Raw genomic sequence first — 18,728 nt, 5'->3', positions numbered from 1 at the left:
TAACCTTATAAACGGTCAAACAGCGACAAACCATCGATCTTCACATAGCTTGCTTGCGTTGCTTGCAAAGCGGCCATGTAATTACTCAATCGTACCGACGCTTCACCATAGTCCAGAGCAGAGAGGTCTCCAGATACTTTGTCAACGAACAGCTTGTTTTCACTGTGCGCGCCACCAACAAGATCTAAGTTGTTGTGTCGACCACCAATCTCAGTCATGGTCCCTAGTACGTTTGAAAAAGTATCGTCGATAGCGCTGATACTCGCCTCAACTTCAGCTCTGAAGTTGGCGGTAGGGCTCTCAAACTCTTTGATCAGCGCATCAATTTGGTTAAGCACGTTATGGCCTCCCCCAAGGTCCAATATTTCTTTTGCAGTCATATTGGAATCCATCGTGACACCTTTAGCAATTGTTACTACGCGCTTGTCACTATTACCTTCAATTACGTAGCTGCCGCTCGCTTTACTTACAGCCGCAGTATCCGTTTTAGTACCAGAGAAAAGGTAGTGCCCTTCTTCATCCTGCGCGTTAAAAGACGACTCAATAGAGTCACGGTAACTCTTAAGCTCTGTAATCATACCGCCACGACTTTCGTCAGTAAGAGAGCCGTTCGCACCCCAAAGCGCGATGTCTCGCATGCTTTTTAAGCTTTCTTTGATCGAATCTAAATGGGTTTCTTGACTCGATAGCGTCGTTTTTACGTTTTCAATGTTGTTTTTGTACTGAGCAATCGCACTGGTTTCTCGGTCTAAGTTAAGCAACTTGATCGAAGCCATTGGATCGTCAGACAGCTTGGTCAAGCGCTTGCCAGTAGACATCTGTTGCAGAGCTTCGCCTAATCCCGCGCTATTGCTCTGCAAGCTGTGCAACATCATTTGACTAAATTGATTGTCACTAATTCGCATCTAAACTTTCCTCTTAGAATAACTGCAGAATAGAATCGAGCAGTTGATTTGCTGTGCTGATCACTTTCATGTTGGCATTGTGCGCATTAGCAAACATCATTAGGTTAGCCGCTTCTTCATCGCTGTTTACGGAACTAACATTATCGCGAGCTGCGTGCGCTTGCTTGTTCATGGCTAACTTCGCTTGATAATCAGCATTAGCTTGGCGTGCTTTAATTGCGGTTTGACCCACCATTGAACTAAAGGCATCGTTCAAGCTTACTGAGCCGTAACCTGATACCGCCACTGGCTTGTTGCTTAACTCGATCAATGATTGCAACGCATCTGCGTTACCAGGTGTTCCATCACTTGAGAACGCAAGCTCATCTGGAGTTAGCTTGGTAATATCCAAACTGGCTGCAGGGTTTGCTGGGTCATAGCTGAACAAAGGTTTACCTGGGTTGCCATTTAAGTCTTTGCCAGTCGCAAGCACGGCGTTGTATTCATCCGCGAGAGCTTTCGCCATGTCATTCAGAGCCAGTTGGTTTGGTTTCAACACTTCGGTTTGATAGTCATTAATCGCACCTAATTTGCCACCAAGCGAGTCACCAATCGCAAAGCTTTGATTCGAGAACGTGACGTGTAAGTCCGCCAAGTAAGGATCACTCGGGTCAGGAATGGCTTCCAGTTTGCCATGGTCCGTACCCATCACAAGCGGTTGACCAGAGGTTAGTGTGACCTGAACACTGCCGTCATGCTGCTGTGTTGTTTTGATTTCAATGGTTTGAGATAACTCACCGATTAACCTATCTCGTTCATCCATTAACTGTGATGGGTTACCACCTGTACCTTGCATCTCTACCAGTTGCTTGTTCACCTTCGCGATATTTTCCATAAGGCTATTCGCGTGGTTAAGCGCTGCATTACGTTGGTCGCTCATGTCTTTATGTTGATTGTATAAAGATTCGGTAAGCGTATTAAAACGGCGGGCCAAAGCTTCAGATTCGTTAATGATCTGCTGGCGGTAGGGTATGGATTCTGGCTTAACGGTCGCATCGTTAAGCGCGGCGTTTAGTGAGTCCAAGCCAGCCGATATACTGAAACCATCGGCACCAAGCGTATTCTCCAGCTGACTCATGTTACTGGTGTATCCAGATGCGTATGCCGCCATACTGTTAGTCGACCACGTTTGCTTAATCAGAAATTGATCAGTAACGCGGCGAATGCTAGTGACTTCTACCCCTAAACCTGGACTTAAGCGATTGGCTTTACCATCATCGACAGACGCCATCAACGCTTGTTGACGACTGTAACCCACGGTATTCACGTTTGCCACGTTTTGCGCGGTTACGTCTAGGGCCACACGGTTCGCGCCTAAACCTGAAAGGGCAATATTAACTAGGTTCATTTACAGCTCCATTTTTCTGATCAACGGCTGAGAAAACGCGGTAGTCATACCGGCCTCACCGAATACCTGTTTAACAGAGGCGACGGCTTGAGAAGCGGTATTAAATAGGCTTGAATTCTTCTCCACCTCTTTAGAATCTACTTGTGAGATAGATTCAGAATTCGAAGCTTTACCATCGTTAGCGGATGAGATGTTGCGCGCAGCATCGAAAGCAACCTCACGCATAGACGGGCTCAGCTGCTGGATGAGCATATTGGCAATGCCTGAGCTCTGTTTCTTTGCTAGTTCCATCGCCAGCTGTCCGTCATACATATCACGGAATACCCCTTGTTGCTGACTGGCAAACGGGCTGTCTTTATCAGCAAGAGCATCACTACTGCTACGCATTTGGCGTAACACCATTTGTAGGAACATTGCCTCAAATTGACCTGCGACGACTTCAAGTGCGCCTTCTTGATCACGACTATGCTTGATGTGAGCCAATGCACTGTTGTCGTGATAAAGCATCGAATTTAACTGAGTTTGTTCATTGGTACTGTCTAGCTTCATCCTTAACTCCTTATATCACGACCAATTCAGCGTTCAATGCACCCGCTTCACTCAAAGCTTGCAGGATAGACATCAAGTCTGTAGGCGTGGCACCTAAACTATTTACCGCATTAACTATGGTGTTAAGTTCCGTGCCTGGAGGCCAAATCACCATCTGAGCGAGATCTTCATTCACATCAAGGTCCGTTTGGTTAACGACTTTCGTATCGCCATTTGCAAACGCATTAGGCTGACTAACTTGTTGTGATTCAGAAATTCGCACGGTCAAGTTACCGTGACTTACTGCTGCTTCACTCACTTTGACACTCTTACCGATCACTACGGTGCCAGTGCGAGAGTTAAAGACAATACGAGCAGGTTTACGGCCTTCAACGACGCTCATTTCTTCAAGCATCGACATCATGACGACACGCTGCTGTGTATCTTTTGGTGCACGCATATCAATGCGCGCTTTATTGATCGCAACTGCAACGTTAGGCCCAAAAGTGTTGTTAATTTCACGCGCAATATTTTTTGCTGTAGTGAAGCTAGGCTTGCGCAGGTTTAGGGTGATTTCATCACGTTGGTTGAAATCAGTTTTGATTTCTCTCTCTAAAGTCGCACCATTCGGAACGCGACCCGCCGTTGGTGTGTTTACTTCTACTTTGGAGCCACTTCGCCCCTCTGCAGATAAGCCGCCCACAACCACGTTACCTTGCGCAATCGCGTACACTTCGCCATCAATACCACGTAAAGGCGTTAGCAATAACGTACCACCGCGAAGGCTCTTTGCATCACCGATTGAAGACACAACCACATCCAACGTTTGTCCTGGGCCTGCCATTGGGTCAACGGACGCTGTCACACTCACAGAAGCCACATTTCGTAGCTTAGGGTTCATACTGTCATCAATTTGAACCCCAAACTGACGTAGCATGTTGGTAATAGATTGAGAGGTAAATTTCACTTGGTTTCGGTCACCTTGGCCGGCTAAGCCAACTACCAAACCATAACCAACCAGTTGGTTTTCTCGAATGCCGCGAACATCGACCAAGTCCATGATCGGAATTTCCGCTTCAGCACGTGAAGTGCCTGGTAGTCCCAAGGTCAACACCAATAGGAGAGACATAAAGAAAGATTGCATTGTCTTCATTAGAAAGGTACCCATGGGCTGTTGAAGAACTGAGTTAGCCACCCGGCTGCGTTGCTGTCAGCTAGCGCTCCGCGACCTGCGTAGGTAATTCTTGCATCAGCAATTCGTTGAGAAGAAACTTGGTTACTGCGGTTAATATCATCCACACGGACGATACCGGTTAGACGAATAAACTCGTCGCCTTGATTCAGACGAAGCCATTTTTCACCGCTGATACGCAATACGCCATTAGGTAATACTTCGTGTACCGTTACCGTAATGGCACCTTGAAGCTTGTTGCCTTGTGAACTTGATGCACTGCCATCGAAGTTACGTTTGCCATCCACGCTAACCCCTAACTCATCGATAGTTTTCGTGCCTATGGTCGGCGCCACAAAGTTAATTGCTGAACTTTTACCGAACTTAGTACCCGCATTTTTACTCGATGAGGTTTCTTCTGATAATTGAACCGTTAATACATCGCCAACTCGGTAAGCACGACGATCCTGGAACAGAGTCATCGTGTATTGGTGACGATAAAGGCTACCAGATTGGGTTTCCGGCAGCGTGTAATCGAGCGTTGGTGGTGCATATTCCTCAGCATTCGGCTCAGGCGGAATAAATTCCTGACGGCCAGCACATCCCACCAGCAACACGGCGGCTACTGCCCAACTCTTAGAAAGCCATTTCATTGCTTTTTCCTTCATCATCACCAATTTCATACTTACATTGATTGCGAAACAAACTTCAGCATGTCATCTGCAGCAGAGACCACTTTCGCATTCATCTCATACGCACGTTGAGTGGTGATCATGTCGACCATCTCTTCTACTACTTGTACGTTTGACCCTTCCAGTGCACCTTGCTTGATAATGCCGGCGCCATCAGCTCCTGCAATCAGCTCATCAGCTGGACCGCTAGCTTCCGTTTCACGGAATAAGTTGCCACCCATGGCCTCTAAGCCGGCTGGATTGATGAATTTTGCAAGTGTAATTTGACCAAGCTGCTGAGGTGTTGGATCGTCTGCTGTTGTTGTAGTCACTGTGCCATCAACACCCACAGAGAAAGAGACCGCATTGTCTGGGATCTGGATTTGAGGCTCTAAAGGCAGGCCCTGACTGTTCACCATTAAGCCTTCTGAGTTTCGATGGAACTGACCATTACGTGTATACATGATCTGTCCGTCCGAGTTTTCTATTTGGAAGAAACCCTGACCCATTACAGCAAGATCCAACTCTTGCGTTGTGTTTTGGGTATTACCTTGCGTGAACACTTTTTGTGTGCCAACAACGCGAACACCGCTACCTAGCTGAATACCACTTGGTAGTTCGTTAACTTGGTCTACTTGTGCGCCTGGTTGACGCTGAATGCTGTAGAAAAGATCTTCAAATACGACTCGGTCACGCTTAAAGCCAACCGTGTTTACGTTTGCTAGGTTGTTAGAAATGGCAGTCATCTTCGTGTCTTGCGCTGCCATGCCTGTTTTACTTACCCATAATGCTGAATGCATTTTTTACTCCTTGCGGGGCGAGACTTAGCTCGCCGCCATTAATTTGTTACCAGCTTTTGCTAGAGTTTCCGCCGTTTTCATCATGCGAACTTGCATTTCAAAGTTGCGCGTCAGCGACATCACACTAACCAATTCATCAATAGCAGATACGTTACTGCCCTCAATGTGCTCAGGAGAGAGTTGCACGGTTTCATCTGCCGCGAATGGCACGCCATCTACGCTGTGCAGCAAGCTATCGCTCTCTTTTTGCAGTTGATTAATTTCCGGTTTAACCAACTTCAAAGTGCCTGCCACAATTTCTGCGCCGCCACCTGGTGGGATCACTGAGACTTGACCACGCTCGCTGATTTCAATCTTTTGGTAATCCGGCACAACCAAAGGACCATTGTCACCGAGGACAGGGAACCCATTGATTGTTAGAGCGCCAAAAGTATCGACCTGAATATTGCCTGCACGGGTGTAAGCTTCGTTACCCGCTGGGGTTTCTACAGAGAGATACCCCTCACCCATAACCGCAACGTCCAACGGACGTCCTGTTTTCACAATATCGCCAGCGTCGAAACGTGTTGAGGCAGAGTTGGTCACAACCATAGTGCGACCATCAAAACCTGGGCCTTGCATCTCTACACTACGCACACGCTCCATATCCGCTCGAAAACCCGCAGTATCAGCATTTGATAAGTTGTTTGAACGAACGTGCTGCGCTTTAAGAACTCGGCTGGCACCTGACGTTGCCGTAAATAACAAACTATCCATGCAAAACTCCCATTACACCGCGTTAAACAAAGCTTGAGTAAGCTTGTCGCTGGTAGAAATTGTCTTTGCGTTTGCTTGGTAGTTGCGTTGTGCAGTCATTAGAGCAACAAGCTCGCTGGTTAAGTCAACGTTAGAACCTTCTAATGCACCCGGAGTTAGGTCACCCATCGTACCTGAACCCGGAACACCCATAATTGGAGCACCTGAGCTAAAGCTTTGAGTCCATGATGTTCCACTCACTTTCGCTAAGCCTTGTGTGTTTGCAAAATCAGCAAGAACAACCTGACCTTGTAGCTGTGATTGGCCGTTAGTGTAAGTCGCGTAAACCATGCCGTTACCTTCAACGCGTACACCTGCAAGTTCACCTGATGTGTAACCGTTAGGACTATTAGTACTTACGCCAAAAGCTGCACCAAATTGCGTGCTGCCTTTCAGGTTAATGTCTACACTCATCGCGTTCGCGCCTGCTGCAGGGAATGAAACATTAAACGGCGCAGTTGGTGCTGAAAGCGAGCCGTCTTTACCAAACGTTACAGGCACAGTTGCTACTGGCGTCGTACCGCCATCTACTTGAACGTTTACTTCCCACGAGTTAGAAGCAGTCTTAGTAAAGTACTGAGTTACCGTGTGCGAGTTACCCAATGAGTCGTAGACTTTTGTTGTGTAAGACGAGTTAAATGAGCTTGGATCTTTTGGATTGAATGGCGTTACGGCTTTATCAATAACAGACGCGCTTGCGTCGAAGTTCGCAACAAAATCTAAGCTGTCTGTTGCTTTAGCATTCAGTGAGGAAGTCGATACCTGAATATTACCCACAGAACCTGTCATCAGGTTGTTGTTGCTATCGACACTGTAACCTTGAAGCTTTGCACCGCTGTTAGCCGTAACAAAGTTGTTCTTATCCGTTGAGAACACACCTGAACGTGTGTACAACATTTGGCCCATATTATCTTTAGTAACAAAAAAGCCACCGCCATTAATAGCTAGGTCCATCGCACGGCCAGTTCCTGTGATACTGCCGTCTTTGTCGAAGTTCTGTGAAATTGACGCGACTTCCACACCACCAGGTTGCATGCCGTTATATACAGCGGAGAATTCTGTACGGCCACCTTTAAAACCATACGTTGATGCGTTGGCAATGTTGTGACTGATTGTGTTTAGCTCTGTGTTGGTCGCGTCCAGACCACTTAGTGCGATGTTAAAACTCATAAATAGACCTCTGATTTCCGTATTTGGTTAAGCACCAAACTGAGTGATTTGATAGAAAGGAACGTTGCCAACGCCATGGACATTGACTAATGCTGCGCCACCGGTATTAGGAATGCGCACTTGCTCAACAGTGCCTGCCATCAGCACATTTGGACTTGCTTGCCCTTCTTGCACTTCTACGGCCACTGAGTATTTGCCTGGTTTAAGACCAAGTTCTTCAGGATTAATTGAAAAGTCGACGTCACCTTTGCCGTGAGCACCTAGTGGCACTTTAGTTGATTGACCAAATTCATCTTTAACAACTAACGTGACTTGGTTTGAGCTATGAGCGAGTTCGATTTTTCCGTTTTGTACGTCTTCACCAAGCTGAAATTCATCCGCGTTGACGTAAACCGTTTGCCCAACAAGGCCCGCTGTTGACAGCACTTGCATGTTGTCCAGTAACACCATGCTCTGTTGCATTGTCTTAGACATATTCTCGGTACTTTGTACCTGCGAGAACTGAGCCAATTGACCAACGTATTCCGTACCATCAAGGGGATTAAGTGGGTCTTGGTTTTGAATTTGAGCCACCATCAAAGAAATAAACTCATTCTCCAATGAAGAAGCACTGTTCATGTCTTTAGGGTTTGGTGAGATACCGTTGCTGTCTTTTGCTTTTGTATTTACTGGAGCGTCAGACGATAAAGGGGTGTATTGTGCAATACTCATTAGCTACCCTGCCCTAATCTAAGCAGACCTTGCTGCATACTTTTTACATTGGCTAATACTTCAACATTAGTTTCGAAGCTGCGTGTTGCGGACATCATGTCTGCCATTTCAGCAACTACATCAATATCTGGGTAAAACACATAGCCTTCATCATTAGCCAGTGGGTTGTTCGGCTCAAAACGCTTCTCTGCATCTCCAGCATTTTTAACAACGTCAACAATGCGAACTTCTGCATTGGGATAAGCTCCATTTTCTGTTGTCATTTGCGTTTTTTGGTACACAGTCGCAAATACTGGCTTAAGCGCTTTATAAGCATCTTCTGGATTTGCAGATACTGCATCTGCGTTTGCTAAGTTACTGGCTACCGTATTAAGACGCACAGTTTGTGCTGTCATCGCGGAACCAGTGATCGAGTAAATATCAGTGAATGACATAATTAACGTCCCTCAATCGCTTTCGCTAAGCCATTAAATTTCATGTTGAGAAACGTCAGGCTAGTTTGAAAGTCCATGTTGTTTTGCGTGAATTTTGCTTGTTCAACACCAAGCTCTACGGTGTTGCCATTTTTGCTATTCTGGTAAGGCACCGAGTATTGGGCCTGAACCTGGAACTTTGGCACCGGTTTGTTCACACCACCTGCCGTCACTTGGTTCATTACGGTGGTGAAACTTAGGTCTTTCGCCAAATACCCAGGGGTGTCAACATTTGCTAGGTTACTGGCGAGGACTTTGGTACGCTGAACGCGAAAATTAAGTGCCTCTGGATGTACTCCTAAAGCATTTTCAAATGTGATCGCCATGCATCTTCCTTACAGTTGGCTCGAATACGCCAACATACAAACAAGATACGTGCCATAAAAAATAGCTATATATATCAATGATTTACAAACAAGGATGGAAGCCAAACTTCCGGTTCTCGGAAAGCATTAAAAACAAGAGGAAAGTGTCCACTTCCTCAACAATAATGCTGACGTTACTCGCTTTGACATCAGAACAAGCATTCGCCAACACCAATGACAAAACCCTAAGCGTTGAAGAGATAAGGTCCGTTGTAGCAACGGATTTCGAACAAGAGGTGGATCGCGTAGCGCTCTCCAATCAGTGGGGGAAGTACAAACTGGACTTCGACATGTGGGTGCCCGGTTCAGCCAATCACTTGCCAGAATGTGAATCTCCTTTAGTTATCACAGGTCGTGACAACAACACGTTGCCAGTCGGTAACCTCAAGCGCTCAGTCAGCTGCGACAATATCGCATCACCATGGCGAATTAACGTTACGATAAAGTCTTCGCTGACTCTGCCTGTTTTGGTCGCGACAACCACGGTTGGCCGAAATGAAGTCGTAACGGCTAAACACATAAAGCTTGAAACCCGAACCATCTCTCGCCAAGACGATTTTTATACTCGCCCCGAGCAAGCAGTAGGCTTAGAAACCTCTCGTCGTTTGAGGGCTGGACAAGTGGTTAATCCATCCAATTTGTCGGCCCCACCTCTAATCGAGAAAGGCAATGAAGTCATAGTCATTGCGAGCAAAAATGGATTTAGTGCCAGCACAAAAGGAGTCGCCTTAGAAGATGGAGCGAAAGGGCAACAAATTGACGTGGAAAACCCAAGTTCGGGCAAGGTCATAAGAGCAGTCGTAACTGGATTAAACCAGGTTCATACTCAATTTTGATTTTTTGACTCGGGGTAACATTTTTTAATTTTGGCTCTCGTCAGTAACACTGAACTTCGAGTACAAAAAAAATATTTAATGTTTATCACATTCTAACCGCCTACTTAATTTAGAACATGATGATGAGGACCACAGCATGAAAATCGACAAAGTCGCGGGCGGTCATGTCCCACAAACAAAATTACAGCAAGCAAGCAAACAGCCTGTCGACGTCGTCGAACAGAGCAAAGTACACGAGCCTGCATTTCAAGCGAATACCGTAGCGATAGATCGCGCTCAAGCTGAAATGGCATCACTACCTGATGTTGATATGGAAAAAGTAGAACAAGTACGCAACGCATTAGCGCGTGGTGAACTTAGCCTAGATACAAAAGTGCTATCCAAGGCAATCATGCAGTTCCATACAGGTCACGAGTAATAAAACGCTAGGAAGACATCATGGCAAGCGCAGTATCGCAGCGAATTCAACAATTTGTTCGCTCTATATCTGAGGATATTAAGCTTTATCAACAACTGCTTCCTTTGCTGCAGCAGCAAAAGGTATTGTACTTAAAGTTTGATGGAGAAGCACTGAACGACAATGTTCAGAAACAAATGCCGATACTCAATAAACTCAGCCGCTCCGCCAATGACAGAAGCCAGTGTATGCGAGCGCTGGGGTTAGCGTGTAATGACGCCAGCGTAAAACGAATTTTCAATGCTTTGCCTGCCCAAATAGGTATGCAAGCTAGAAAACAATGGGCGCTATTGGAAACGTTGGTAAGTCAGTGCCAACAATACAATCAGAGCAATGGCCACAGCTCTGCGGCGTTCCATGAGTTGGTCAGTCAACTCAAACAACCTGTGCAACACACTTATGAAGATAAATCGTTCTAAACGATGTTCGTCTTGCCTACAGATTCAGTCGCCATCTCGGCTGAGTACTGTAGGCCTTTTTATTTTTATTGCCTTTCTGTCCTACCTTCCATTCACATGCCAGGCAAAACCAAATGCTGTCGATATTCAAACGCAGTATCAAGTATTAGCCCCATACAAGCCACAAATTGCCAAGCGTCTCGATTCATCTAAGCCGGTAATTAACCACATTTTCAAACAGCTTCAAAACCACTCATTACCAAATAGCCTAGCCTTAGTGCCAATGTTAGAGTCTTCTTACAATCCCAAAGCCGTTTCTCATGCTAACGCCGCCGGACTTTGGCAATTGATACCAACCACAGCGAAACGATTCGGATTAACGATAAATACAAAACAAGACGATCGCTTTGACACAGAAGCCAGCACAACGGCCGCGCTCAAGTACCTGGCGTTTTTATACAACAAATTCGATCAAAATATGGCTCTCACTTTAGCTGCATACAATGCCGGAGAAGGACGTGTTGCACGTGCTATTCAGCGAGCAGGAAGTCGAGATTTCCAACAACTCACGCTGCCTAACGAGACTCGTCAATACGTCAGCCGCTTCTATGCATTGGAAAAGTTGATAGATATCGGTCAGTTACAATCCTCATCATTTCAACCTTTACTCTTGTTTGCTCCAGACGCTCCTATGATTTCACAACCGCTGGTCGACTTTAGCCGACTGCCTCCGCTAGTTAATTTGTGATAAAAGCTACGACAGAGCTCAATGTCAGAGAAACGTAAAATTACAAGATCCTGTTCGGCGAATTTGAAAACTCGTGATCTCTATGCAAACGTGTGCAAAAAAGTTGAGGTAAGGTATCTCAAAGATAAGAAAGAGTAGTGGTTTACTAAAAAGCGCCCCAATTACGCTTGGCAATTGGGTAGATATGCGTCACATTGTGTTTGCAAAAAAACATGAAAACCAATGGTCAGACCTAATAATCATTTACACACTAAATGTAAAACAGCTATTGTTTTCATAGTTCGAAACAAATCTAACATATCAAGATGACGCTTCGCTTGCGCGTCTGGAATAAGTCCGGGTTCCGGGGGGGAGTCCGGACTTTTTTATTGCTCTAAAATCTTTGCCAACAATAGCGCCAACAGATGCTAAGTCGTAATGATGCAAGCTAGCTGTTTATAGTAATTCTTTAGAAATCAACTGAAGCAAAAACGTTTCGCGCTCAATGCTCATGCCTTTTTTCGGGCTTTCTGCCATCGTTTTTTCATTGTGTGCAATTGCTTCGTGAATGTTCATCCATACCGGGCGCATTCCATTTTTAACTTCGTAATCTTCATACGCCGTTTCGCCTAGCTCACGTTCGATTTTACATGTATAACAATACGACACCATGTGCATCACGTCAGCGTCATCCTTGTACCACGGACGAAACTCCTCAAAGATTCCGAAAGGCTTAATACCATGTATATTTTGGGCGCCCGTTTCTTCCTCTAATTCACGGACTAATCCAGCAATGACATCTTCACCATCATCAATACCACCGCCTGGTAGCGTGTAGTCATGGTAACGTTCTGTATAGAGCAACAGCACATCTTCACCATCAAGTACAATGGCTCGCGCTGCATTGCGCTGAAAAACAATTTTGTCATCCAAATGCTCTATGTCTGGATGAACGGTCGATTTTAAATGTCTCATCGAAAATACCACGGTCAATGTTTTGTGCGCATATTACCGAATTTCACACTTTAAATCATTGTTGTAGGCCAAGTACGTTCGAGCGCTTGTCAGGAAGTGATTGATATGACCTTCACAACAATACGCCAAGAACAGAAGTGTGACGTGCTAATCAGCAATAAATGAAAATATCTAAATTCTTATACGTCCCTCTTACTTTTAACATCGATAAGACAATAATCTCTTAAAGTTGCCTATAATCAATACAATACTCGCCCACCCCATGCGGAGATAAAGAATGAAAAAGACAAATTTAATGATGGCTATGGCTGCAACATTGGTACTGGCTGGTTGTTCAACTTACGAGGGAGCGACCCGATCAACTGAGTATACCTCCGTTGCAAATCCCGCAGCCGTATACTGTGTTCAGCAAGGTGGTGAGCTGGATACCGTGTCGGAAAACGGCGAACGTGTCACTTACTGTGTGCTGTCGGACAATGAACGCGTCGAGCAATGGGAATACTATCGCGAGAATCACAAAGAAAATGAGGGTGACAACTACTAATTATTTTTATCGATACGTCACCTTCCCTCTATCACTTAGGAGCCTTTGGGCTCCTTTTTTATTTGATTTATCAAAGTGTTCTTACGTTGTTTTTACATATCTCTGACTTTACCGCACATCGACCCTATATCGAACAGTGTTCTATTCTTGACATTTCCCTGACATAACTTTCCACTTGGACAATAAAATTCCAAACACAGATCACACTAATTCACATTTCTTCCACATTTTCTGGGACAGGTGAGCAAGATGAAAACACAAATAGTAAAAGAAGCCGAGTCAGCCCCAAGCAACGTTGTTACTGAAAAATCAAAGCGCATTATTTATAAATCGAGTTTAAACGCCTTGATGATTGTCGCTATAAGTATTCTCGTTAACCTTAGTCTTCGTCTTGATTATGTCGTGTTGGGATCAAGCCTTGGCGAGCTTTCCGTTACAGAAACGCTCCAGCTTGTGATGCTTGCTATTGCATCATGGTCGTTTTTCAGCTTATCGAAACAACAGCCTCAGCTAAAGCATGCGGCTATTTTGATTGCAGGATTTTTTGCAGTACTGATTATTCGCGAAACGGACTATTGGACAGACATGATTCATCATGGCTCTTGGGTTTTCCCAGCACTTGCTGTCACCGCACTGGCTTGCGCCAAAGCTTACCAAGGTGGTAAAGGTACCATGAACGAAATGGCGACCATTTTAACGGTGCCACATATGAAGCTATTAGTTGGTGCTGTAATGCTATTATTAGTCTTCTCTCGTTTGTATGGTATGGGCAGTTTTTGGCAACAAGTGATGGATGAAAATTACATCCGTGATGTTAAAAATATCTCAGAAGAAGGTATAGAACTGCTTTGCTACTGTTTGATCGCATTAAGCGCCGTCCGTACAAAACGCGAGCTTAATGAATAGACTCAGGATCAAAGCGACGGTTCAATGCAGTCAGTATCGGATGGAAGATACTTAATGCCTTTTCCGCAGCACCTACAGATTCATCCAAGGCCGTCATTTCGACGGCCTTTTTCATTTCTTCAATATCTTGCAAAGCCTCTTTATCAAGCGGGAAAGAGAGCAATTTGTGAATAGCATCTCTTGCGATCATAAGTGGCTTTTTTCGGACAATTGATAAATCTCGGAAAAATACGCCATGCTTGACCCCTTCTAAATAAACTCGGTAGGTTGTGAGTTCATCGAGTAGCAAGAATGTCTCCGCCATAAGCCCCTTATGTGGGTATGGCACGCTAATATGTTTGCTGATATCCAGTGGAATATTGAGAGTCACCCCCATGGATTCGCAATCGGATTTAAGTACTCGTAATAAGCCTTGCTCATCCATCAAATTCTGGATATCAATGATTCGTTCGAGGTGGTAGTCATTAGATAGCAAGATAACCTCAACCGGATGCCCCGACCATAACTCGAACAACCCACTTTTGCACAAAACTTGGGAAACATAACGCATGTTTTGAAACGTGTTCAACGACTCCGTTTCTAAGAGTATATGACGTTCAGGGAACGGATTCACAGAGTCTGCGTTTAGGGTTCTAAAATACGCGTACATCGCCTCTGCTTCAGAAACACTTTGTCCTTGCGTTACTCCGCCACAAAAAATAATCGCCGTTCGCTCTGTCGGTAGTGATGCAGTCCTACAAGACAAAGCTTCGACTCTTGTTATGCCCTCAGAGGTCAACCTGTTATTGACGAGACGTTTACCTAAAACGATGACGATGTTGTCTAACTTCATTTTAAAATCTCGCGCTTAGTTGGCAGTGTTACAAAAATCTTCTTTCACTCCCGACCCACAAGCTTTAACATCTAGTTAACAACACTGTTCTAGAGACCTTTATAAAGGTTCACTGCTAAAGGAAGTCAATTATGCTGTCGATTTTCGATATATTTAAAATTGGTGTCGGGCCATCCAGCTCCCATACTAATGGTCCTATGCTTGCCGGATTCCATTTCACTCAGCTAGTTAGCGACTCTATGGCGAAAGTGCATCGGGTGCAAGTGGACCTTTATGGCTCATTGTCACTGACAGGTCGAGGGCACCATACAGACCGAGCCACGGTCCTTGGTTTGATGGGAAATAAACCTGATACCATCAAAATGAGCAGTGCCAAAAGTGCGCTACAAAATACCATAGACAATAATACGCTCATGCTCGCCGGTACACACCAAATTGAGTTTAGCTACGACCATGACATCGTCTTTCATAGCGACAACCTTCCCTTGCATGAAAATGGCATGACGATTACGGCATTAGACGCTGCTGGAGATCAAGTAGCGTTTGAAATTTATTACTCCATTGGGGGCGGATTCATCGCCACCGCCGACGAACTAGAGAACGGCACGCAACAAGATGAGGTCGCAGTACCATTTCCGTTTACATCCGCAGATGAGATGCTGGAAAAAGCCGAGACGAACGGTTTCAGCTTGGGAGGCATGATCCTCCAAAACGAACTCGCATTTCGCTCAGACGAAGAAATTAACCAAAGAGCAGAGCAAATTTGGAAAGTGATGTCGCTCTGCATGCAACGTGGCTTCGATACGGAAGGGATTTTGGAAGGTGGTCTAAATGTCACTCGTCGAGCACCAAACCTTTTGAAAAAGCTCGAAGCCAACGCTGCAGTTGAAAACGATCCGATGGAGATCATGGATTGGATCAATCTCTTCGCCTTTGCGGTTAGTGAAGAAAATGCAGCAGGAGGGCAAGTCGTCACTTCTCCAACGAATGGTGCAGCAGGGGTGATTCCGGCGGTATTGATGTACTACCATCGCTTCATCAAAGAGCTCGATGTTAAACAGCTAAAAGACTTTCTCGCAGTCGCCGGCGCTATCGGCATCTTATATAAAACTAACGCGTCAATTTCTGGTGCAGAAGTGGGGTGTCAGGGAGAAGTTGGGGTTTCTTCATCCATGGCTGCCGCTGGCTTAACAGCGCTAAGAGGGGGCAGTAACGAGCAGATTTGTATTGCTGCGGAAATTGCGATGGAGCATTCATTGGGTATGACTTGTGACCCGATTGGCGGCTTGGTTCAAGTACCTTGTATTGAAAGAAATGCCATGGGAGCAATGAAAGCGATTAATGCATCGCGTATGGCATTAAAGCGCACAAGTAAATGTTTAATTTCGTTAGATAAAGTTATCGAAACCATGTATCAGACTGGTAAAGATATGAATAAAAAATACCGTGAAACCTCTTTGGGGGGCTTAGCTGTCATTCATATGGCACCGCCATGCGAATAATGGCAGGTGGTCATTGCGCTTAGCTTCTCACCATACGCTTATCTGGTAATTATGATCTGATGATATTACATATAGAAATGCCGCGTTCTTCGCGGCATTTTCTTAACAAGAAACCATTCGATTAATCACGTCGACCACGAAGTTCAATTTTTTGAGTTGCAGCATCCGAATGGATTGTTACACCGCCATAGGCCATTTCATTGCGACCCTTCAGCGTCAATTGAGAATCTGCACGCTCTACGTCAACCTGATTTTTCGTTGCCATCGTCATATCAATCGTGCCCGTGTATGACCCATCGCCAGCAAATGCTACGTTTGTTGAGCAAACCATCAAAACAAGTGCGATTAGTTTTTTCATACATCACCTCTATTATCGTTCTTACTTTCTGTCGGTGGAAAAACTGTAACAACAGAAACGCGCTCATACGAGGAAAGCCATTATTTACCAAATGGAAATCCATGCTAATAAACTGATGTAACCAAGAATAACTTATCGTTACCTTCAATAAATCAGGGATAAGGCAGCAACTTAAATTGACCGAGCGTTGTCTTTTCTTAAGAAATTCAGCGATATGATTTGTCGACAAAAGCCAAGCGAGAGAATGTATGAGCGTTAATCTGGATATTCAAAACATTTTGGTATTAAAACGGATGTATGAGCTACGTAACGTCCGGTTAGTCGCAGAATCACTCGGTAAAACGTCAGGAGCAATCAGCAAAAATCTGACTAAGATGAAAACTCAGCTCAATGATCCGCTATTCGTTCAGACCAAAAATGGCTTTGAACCAACAGCTTTTGTGGAAGCGAACATTGCGCATTTTGAGCAAATAATCAACAGTATTGATTCCATCAAACCACAGCATTTTTCACCAGCTCATTTTGACGGTTCAATCACTATTTATGCCAACACATTGTTTTGGGAGTACTTTGGTGACAAGTTTTACTTGGAGTTACTAAAGCACGCCCCAAACGCAAAATTCTCATGTTTGCGCTGGGGTAGCGAAGCAAAAAAACGATTAATTGACGGTGAAAACGCCATTGCGATTCATTACTTTGATGAAGAGCTGCCACAGTCAATTGTTCAGACCGAACTAGGGCGAGGAAAAGCGGTATTTTTTGTTCGACAAGATCATCCCGCTCAAAACTCCCAAGAACTAGAAGAATACCCTTTTATACTTTTTAAAACGCCGGGATGGAATGACTACCGATACCCAGTGTTGGAAAGGCTCAAACATATGGGTTTTAGAACCACACCTAAAGTGGAAATTGAGCATCCAGCGATGATTCAAAAAGTGCTTCTGCAAACGAATCATTTTGGCATAACGATGAGTGGACATGTTCCTAAGGGTTGCCGGAGTATCGCGCTTCCTGCTGGGCTAGAGCTTGATGTTCGCTACGTGATGAGCTGTCGTCGCTCTCAACAGCAAGCTCCGGTAAATCAGTGGTTATTAGATGTCATTAAGCATGTCGCTCAGTCCTAGACTGATGACTTGCTACTGCTAATAATAGCTAAACCACACATGCGCTCTACTCACTCGCTGAACGAACATTAAAGACTCTGTATTAACCATTGAGCAAAGGTGTTTACGTGTGATTTTTCGGATGCTCGAACCATCATATAATGTGCACCAGAACTTGGCATATGCCAATTTCCAGCCTGGACTAATACGCCCTGTTGCAGCTCATCCTCAACAAGAAAGTCTCTTACCAGCAACACGCCAAGTTGATTAATCGCAGCATGAATAGCAAGCAATGAGTGTTCAAACTCGGCGACGACTTTGCTCACCTTCCCTTGGTAACCTTGGTGTGAAAGCCACTCTTGCCAAGATTCATGATAACCGCTAGTACAGATTTTAGGCGCTTTAGCTAACTGCGAGAGGTCATTTATCGGGTTTAAATGCATAAAGCCGGGGCTTGCGACAACAATCCAGTTTTCTTGGGTTAATCGTATGGCTTCTTGCTCTTGCCAATCTCCATCTCCGTTAATAATTTCGATATCCGCAATCGCACTGGCGTTTGGAACCGTATTAGCAGTGGTCGAGATTTTAAAGGAAATGTCTGGGAATTGTCGCTGAAAATCAGCCAACCTTGGCATTAACCACTGAGAGCAAAAGCTGTGAGCGACATGTAAGTTAACTTGCGTATTCTTGGGACGAGTAAATAAATGCTGCGTCGTGGTCGACAATGTTTGAAGCACATGATTAACCACAGGCCAGTATTCTTGTGCTGAGCAGGTCAGCGTAAGGTGCGTGCCCTTGCGCTCGAATAACGTCGCATTGAGCTGTGACTCTAGCGATTTCACCTGTTGGCTTACGGCCGCACGAGTCACATTTAGCTCCTCTGCGGCTTTTGTAAAACTCTGTAGTCGCGCCGTGGCTTCAAAAGCTCGGAGCAAATTGAGCGGCGGTAAACTTTGCATATCATTCTCCCAGACATTTAGCTGTCATGCTATGAACTGGTGATGACAAATTGATGAAGGTGCTGAGTTTACGTATGTTGAGCATATGTCAAAGCGTCCCGATATAACTATGTTTCTACACAACTACTTAGTTTGTTAAGCGGGATCAAAAAAGC

The 18,728-nt window shown here is 45.0% G+C and carries 23 protein-coding genes; 8 read left to right on the top strand and 15 right to left on the bottom strand.

Annotation, left to right across the window (positions count from 1 at the left end; all coding sequences use genetic code 11):
- Nucleotides 1-5: 5 nt before the first annotated feature.
- Genes flgL through flgB form a run of 11 tightly spaced genes read right to left on the bottom strand, consistent with a single transcriptional unit; the run spans nucleotide 6 to nucleotide 8,937 of the window.
- Nucleotides 6-905 carry a flagellar hook-associated protein FlgL gene (gene flgL / locus KI742_RS00640; protein ID WP_005373998.1) on the bottom strand — a complete coding sequence of 300 codons (900 nt, stop codon included), beginning with the start codon at nucleotides 903-905 and terminating at the stop codon, nucleotides 6-8.
- A gap of 13 nt (nucleotides 906-918) precedes the next feature.
- Nucleotides 919-2,292 (bottom strand): flagellar hook-associated protein FlgK, encoded by a 1,374-nt coding sequence (flgK, locus tag KI742_RS00635; protein ID WP_005374000.1) that lies wholly within the window; start codon nucleotides 2,290-2,292, stop codon nucleotides 919-921.
- Nucleotides 2,293-2,841 carry a rod-binding protein gene (locus KI742_RS00630; RefSeq protein WP_285384978.1) on the bottom strand — a complete coding sequence of 183 codons (549 nt, stop codon included), beginning with the start codon at nucleotides 2,839-2,841 and terminating at the stop codon, nucleotides 2,293-2,295.
- 10 nt (nucleotides 2,842-2,851) lie between these two features.
- A complete protein-coding gene (locus tag KI742_RS00625; RefSeq protein WP_086026720.1) occupies nucleotides 2,852-3,988 on the bottom strand; it encodes a flagellar basal body P-ring protein FlgI in 1,137 nt (378 codons plus the stop codon).
- A complete protein-coding gene (gene flgH / locus KI742_RS00620; protein ID WP_017635111.1) occupies nucleotides 3,973-4,644 on the bottom strand; it encodes a flagellar basal body L-ring protein FlgH in 672 nt (223 codons plus the stop codon). Before flgH ends, KI742_RS00625 begins: the two co-directional genes overlap by 16 nt.
- Nucleotides 4,645-4,676: 32 nt before the next feature.
- Nucleotides 4,677-5,462, bottom strand: coding sequence for a flagellar basal-body rod protein FlgG (gene flgG, locus KI742_RS00615; protein WP_005374008.1), 786 nt, complete (start codon nucleotides 5,460-5,462; stop codon nucleotides 4,677-4,679).
- 24 nt (nucleotides 5,463-5,486) lie between these two features.
- Nucleotides 5,487-6,218 (bottom strand): flagellar basal-body rod protein FlgF, encoded by a 732-nt coding sequence (gene flgF, locus KI742_RS00610; protein ID WP_005374009.1) that lies wholly within the window; start codon nucleotides 6,216-6,218, stop codon nucleotides 5,487-5,489.
- Between the two features lie 12 nt (nucleotides 6,219-6,230).
- Nucleotides 6,231-7,427, bottom strand: a complete 1,197-nt coding sequence (gene flgE, locus KI742_RS00605) for a flagellar hook protein FlgE (RefSeq protein ID WP_005374010.1) — start codon at nucleotides 7,425-7,427, stop codon at nucleotides 6,231-6,233.
- Nucleotides 7,428-7,454: 27 nt separating this feature from the next.
- Entirely contained in the window at nucleotides 7,455-8,138 is a 684-nt protein-coding gene (gene flgD / locus KI742_RS00600) for a flagellar hook assembly protein FlgD (RefSeq protein ID WP_005384410.1), read from the bottom strand.
- Nucleotides 8,138-8,572 (bottom strand): flagellar basal body rod protein FlgC, encoded by a 435-nt coding sequence (flgC, locus tag KI742_RS00595; RefSeq protein ID WP_005374012.1) that lies wholly within the window; start codon nucleotides 8,570-8,572, stop codon nucleotides 8,138-8,140. Before flgC ends, flgD begins: the two co-directional genes overlap by 1 nt.
- A 2-nt stretch (nucleotides 8,573-8,574) precedes the next feature.
- Complete coding sequence (gene flgB, locus KI742_RS00590) at nucleotides 8,575-8,937, bottom strand: flagellar basal body rod protein FlgB (RefSeq protein WP_005374013.1); 363 nt, start codon at nucleotides 8,935-8,937, stop codon at nucleotides 8,575-8,577.
- A 77-nt stretch (nucleotides 8,938-9,014) separates the two neighbouring features.
- Between flgB and flgA the strand changes: the two genes are divergently transcribed.
- The 4 genes from flgA (at nucleotide 9,015) to KI742_RS00570 (ending at nucleotide 11,415) form a co-directional block, all read left to right on the top strand.
- A complete protein-coding gene (gene flgA, locus KI742_RS00585; RefSeq protein WP_005384406.1) occupies nucleotides 9,015-9,812 on the top strand; it encodes a flagellar basal body P-ring formation chaperone FlgA in 798 nt (265 codons plus the stop codon).
- A gap of 136 nt (nucleotides 9,813-9,948) precedes the next feature.
- On the top strand, nucleotides 9,949-10,230 hold the full coding sequence (gene flgM, locus KI742_RS00580; RefSeq protein ID WP_005374016.1) for a flagellar biosynthesis anti-sigma factor FlgM: 282 nt from the start codon (nucleotides 9,949-9,951) through the stop codon (nucleotides 10,228-10,230).
- Nucleotides 10,231-10,250: 20 nt separating this feature from the next.
- On the top strand, nucleotides 10,251-10,688 hold the full coding sequence (gene flgN / locus KI742_RS00575) for a flagellar export chaperone FlgN (RefSeq protein WP_005374018.1): 438 nt from the start codon (nucleotides 10,251-10,253) through the stop codon (nucleotides 10,686-10,688).
- On the top strand, nucleotides 10,669-11,415 hold the full coding sequence (locus KI742_RS00570) for a lytic transglycosylase domain-containing protein (RefSeq protein ID WP_054579235.1): 747 nt from the start codon (nucleotides 10,669-10,671) through the stop codon (nucleotides 11,413-11,415). The genes flgN and KI742_RS00570 overlap by 20 nt, the downstream gene beginning before the upstream one ends.
- Nucleotides 11,416-11,850: 435 nt before the next feature.
- Here the strand turns inward: KI742_RS00570 and KI742_RS00565 are convergent, their stop codons facing one another.
- The gene (locus KI742_RS00565; protein ID WP_005374021.1) at nucleotides 11,851-12,369 is read right to left on the bottom strand and encodes an NUDIX hydrolase; all 519 of its coding nucleotides are present in this window, start codon (nucleotides 12,367-12,369) and stop codon (nucleotides 11,851-11,853) included.
- A gap of 277 nt (nucleotides 12,370-12,646) precedes the next feature.
- Between KI742_RS00565 and KI742_RS00560 the strand changes: the two genes are divergently transcribed.
- A complete protein-coding gene (locus tag KI742_RS00560) occupies nucleotides 12,647-12,913 on the top strand; it encodes a DUF333 domain-containing protein (protein WP_005374023.1) in 267 nt (88 codons plus the stop codon).
- A 249-nt stretch (nucleotides 12,914-13,162) separates the two neighbouring features.
- Nucleotides 13,163-13,819, top strand: coding sequence for a hypothetical protein (locus KI742_RS00555; RefSeq protein ID WP_005374025.1), 657 nt, complete (start codon nucleotides 13,163-13,165; stop codon nucleotides 13,817-13,819).
- Here KI742_RS00555 and KI742_RS00550 read toward each other — a convergent pair.
- The gene (locus tag KI742_RS00550; RefSeq protein ID WP_171342658.1) at nucleotides 13,809-14,651 is read right to left on the bottom strand and encodes a YdcF family protein; all 843 of its coding nucleotides are present in this window, start codon (nucleotides 14,649-14,651) and stop codon (nucleotides 13,809-13,811) included. The two genes, KI742_RS00555 and KI742_RS00550, sit on opposite strands and share 11 nt — an antisense overlap.
- A 131-nt stretch (nucleotides 14,652-14,782) precedes the next feature.
- Here KI742_RS00550 and KI742_RS00545 point away from each other — a divergent pair, with 131 nt between their 5' ends.
- Complete coding sequence (locus tag KI742_RS00545; RefSeq protein ID WP_017819764.1) at nucleotides 14,783-16,153, top strand: L-serine ammonia-lyase; 1,371 nt, start codon at nucleotides 14,783-14,785, stop codon at nucleotides 16,151-16,153.
- Between the two features lie 121 nt (nucleotides 16,154-16,274).
- On the opposite strand, the gene KI742_RS00540 is transcribed toward KI742_RS00545, so the two are convergent.
- Complete coding sequence (locus KI742_RS00540) at nucleotides 16,275-16,511, bottom strand: hypothetical protein (protein ID WP_005374030.1); 237 nt, start codon at nucleotides 16,509-16,511, stop codon at nucleotides 16,275-16,277.
- 248 nt (nucleotides 16,512-16,759) lie between these two features.
- Here KI742_RS00540 and KI742_RS00535 point away from each other — a divergent pair, with 248 nt between their 5' ends.
- Nucleotides 16,760-17,635 (top strand): LysR family transcriptional regulator, encoded by an 876-nt coding sequence (locus KI742_RS00535; RefSeq protein ID WP_213987142.1) that lies wholly within the window; start codon nucleotides 16,760-16,762, stop codon nucleotides 17,633-17,635.
- 68 nt (nucleotides 17,636-17,703) lie between these two features.
- Here the strand turns inward: KI742_RS00535 and KI742_RS00530 are convergent, their stop codons facing one another.
- Nucleotides 17,704-18,573 (bottom strand): LysR substrate-binding domain-containing protein, encoded by an 870-nt coding sequence (locus KI742_RS00530; RefSeq protein ID WP_064369425.1) that lies wholly within the window; start codon nucleotides 18,571-18,573, stop codon nucleotides 17,704-17,706.
- Nucleotides 18,574-18,728: the final 155 nt, after the last annotated feature.

This window comes from Vibrio sp. D417a (assembly GCF_030248595.1).
Lineage (GTDB): Bacteria > Pseudomonadota > Gammaproteobacteria > Enterobacterales > Vibrionaceae > Vibrio > Vibrio alginolyticus.
The sequence above is the reverse complement of the archived record's forward strand: the minus strand, read 5'-3'. Positions and strand labels throughout refer to the sequence as shown.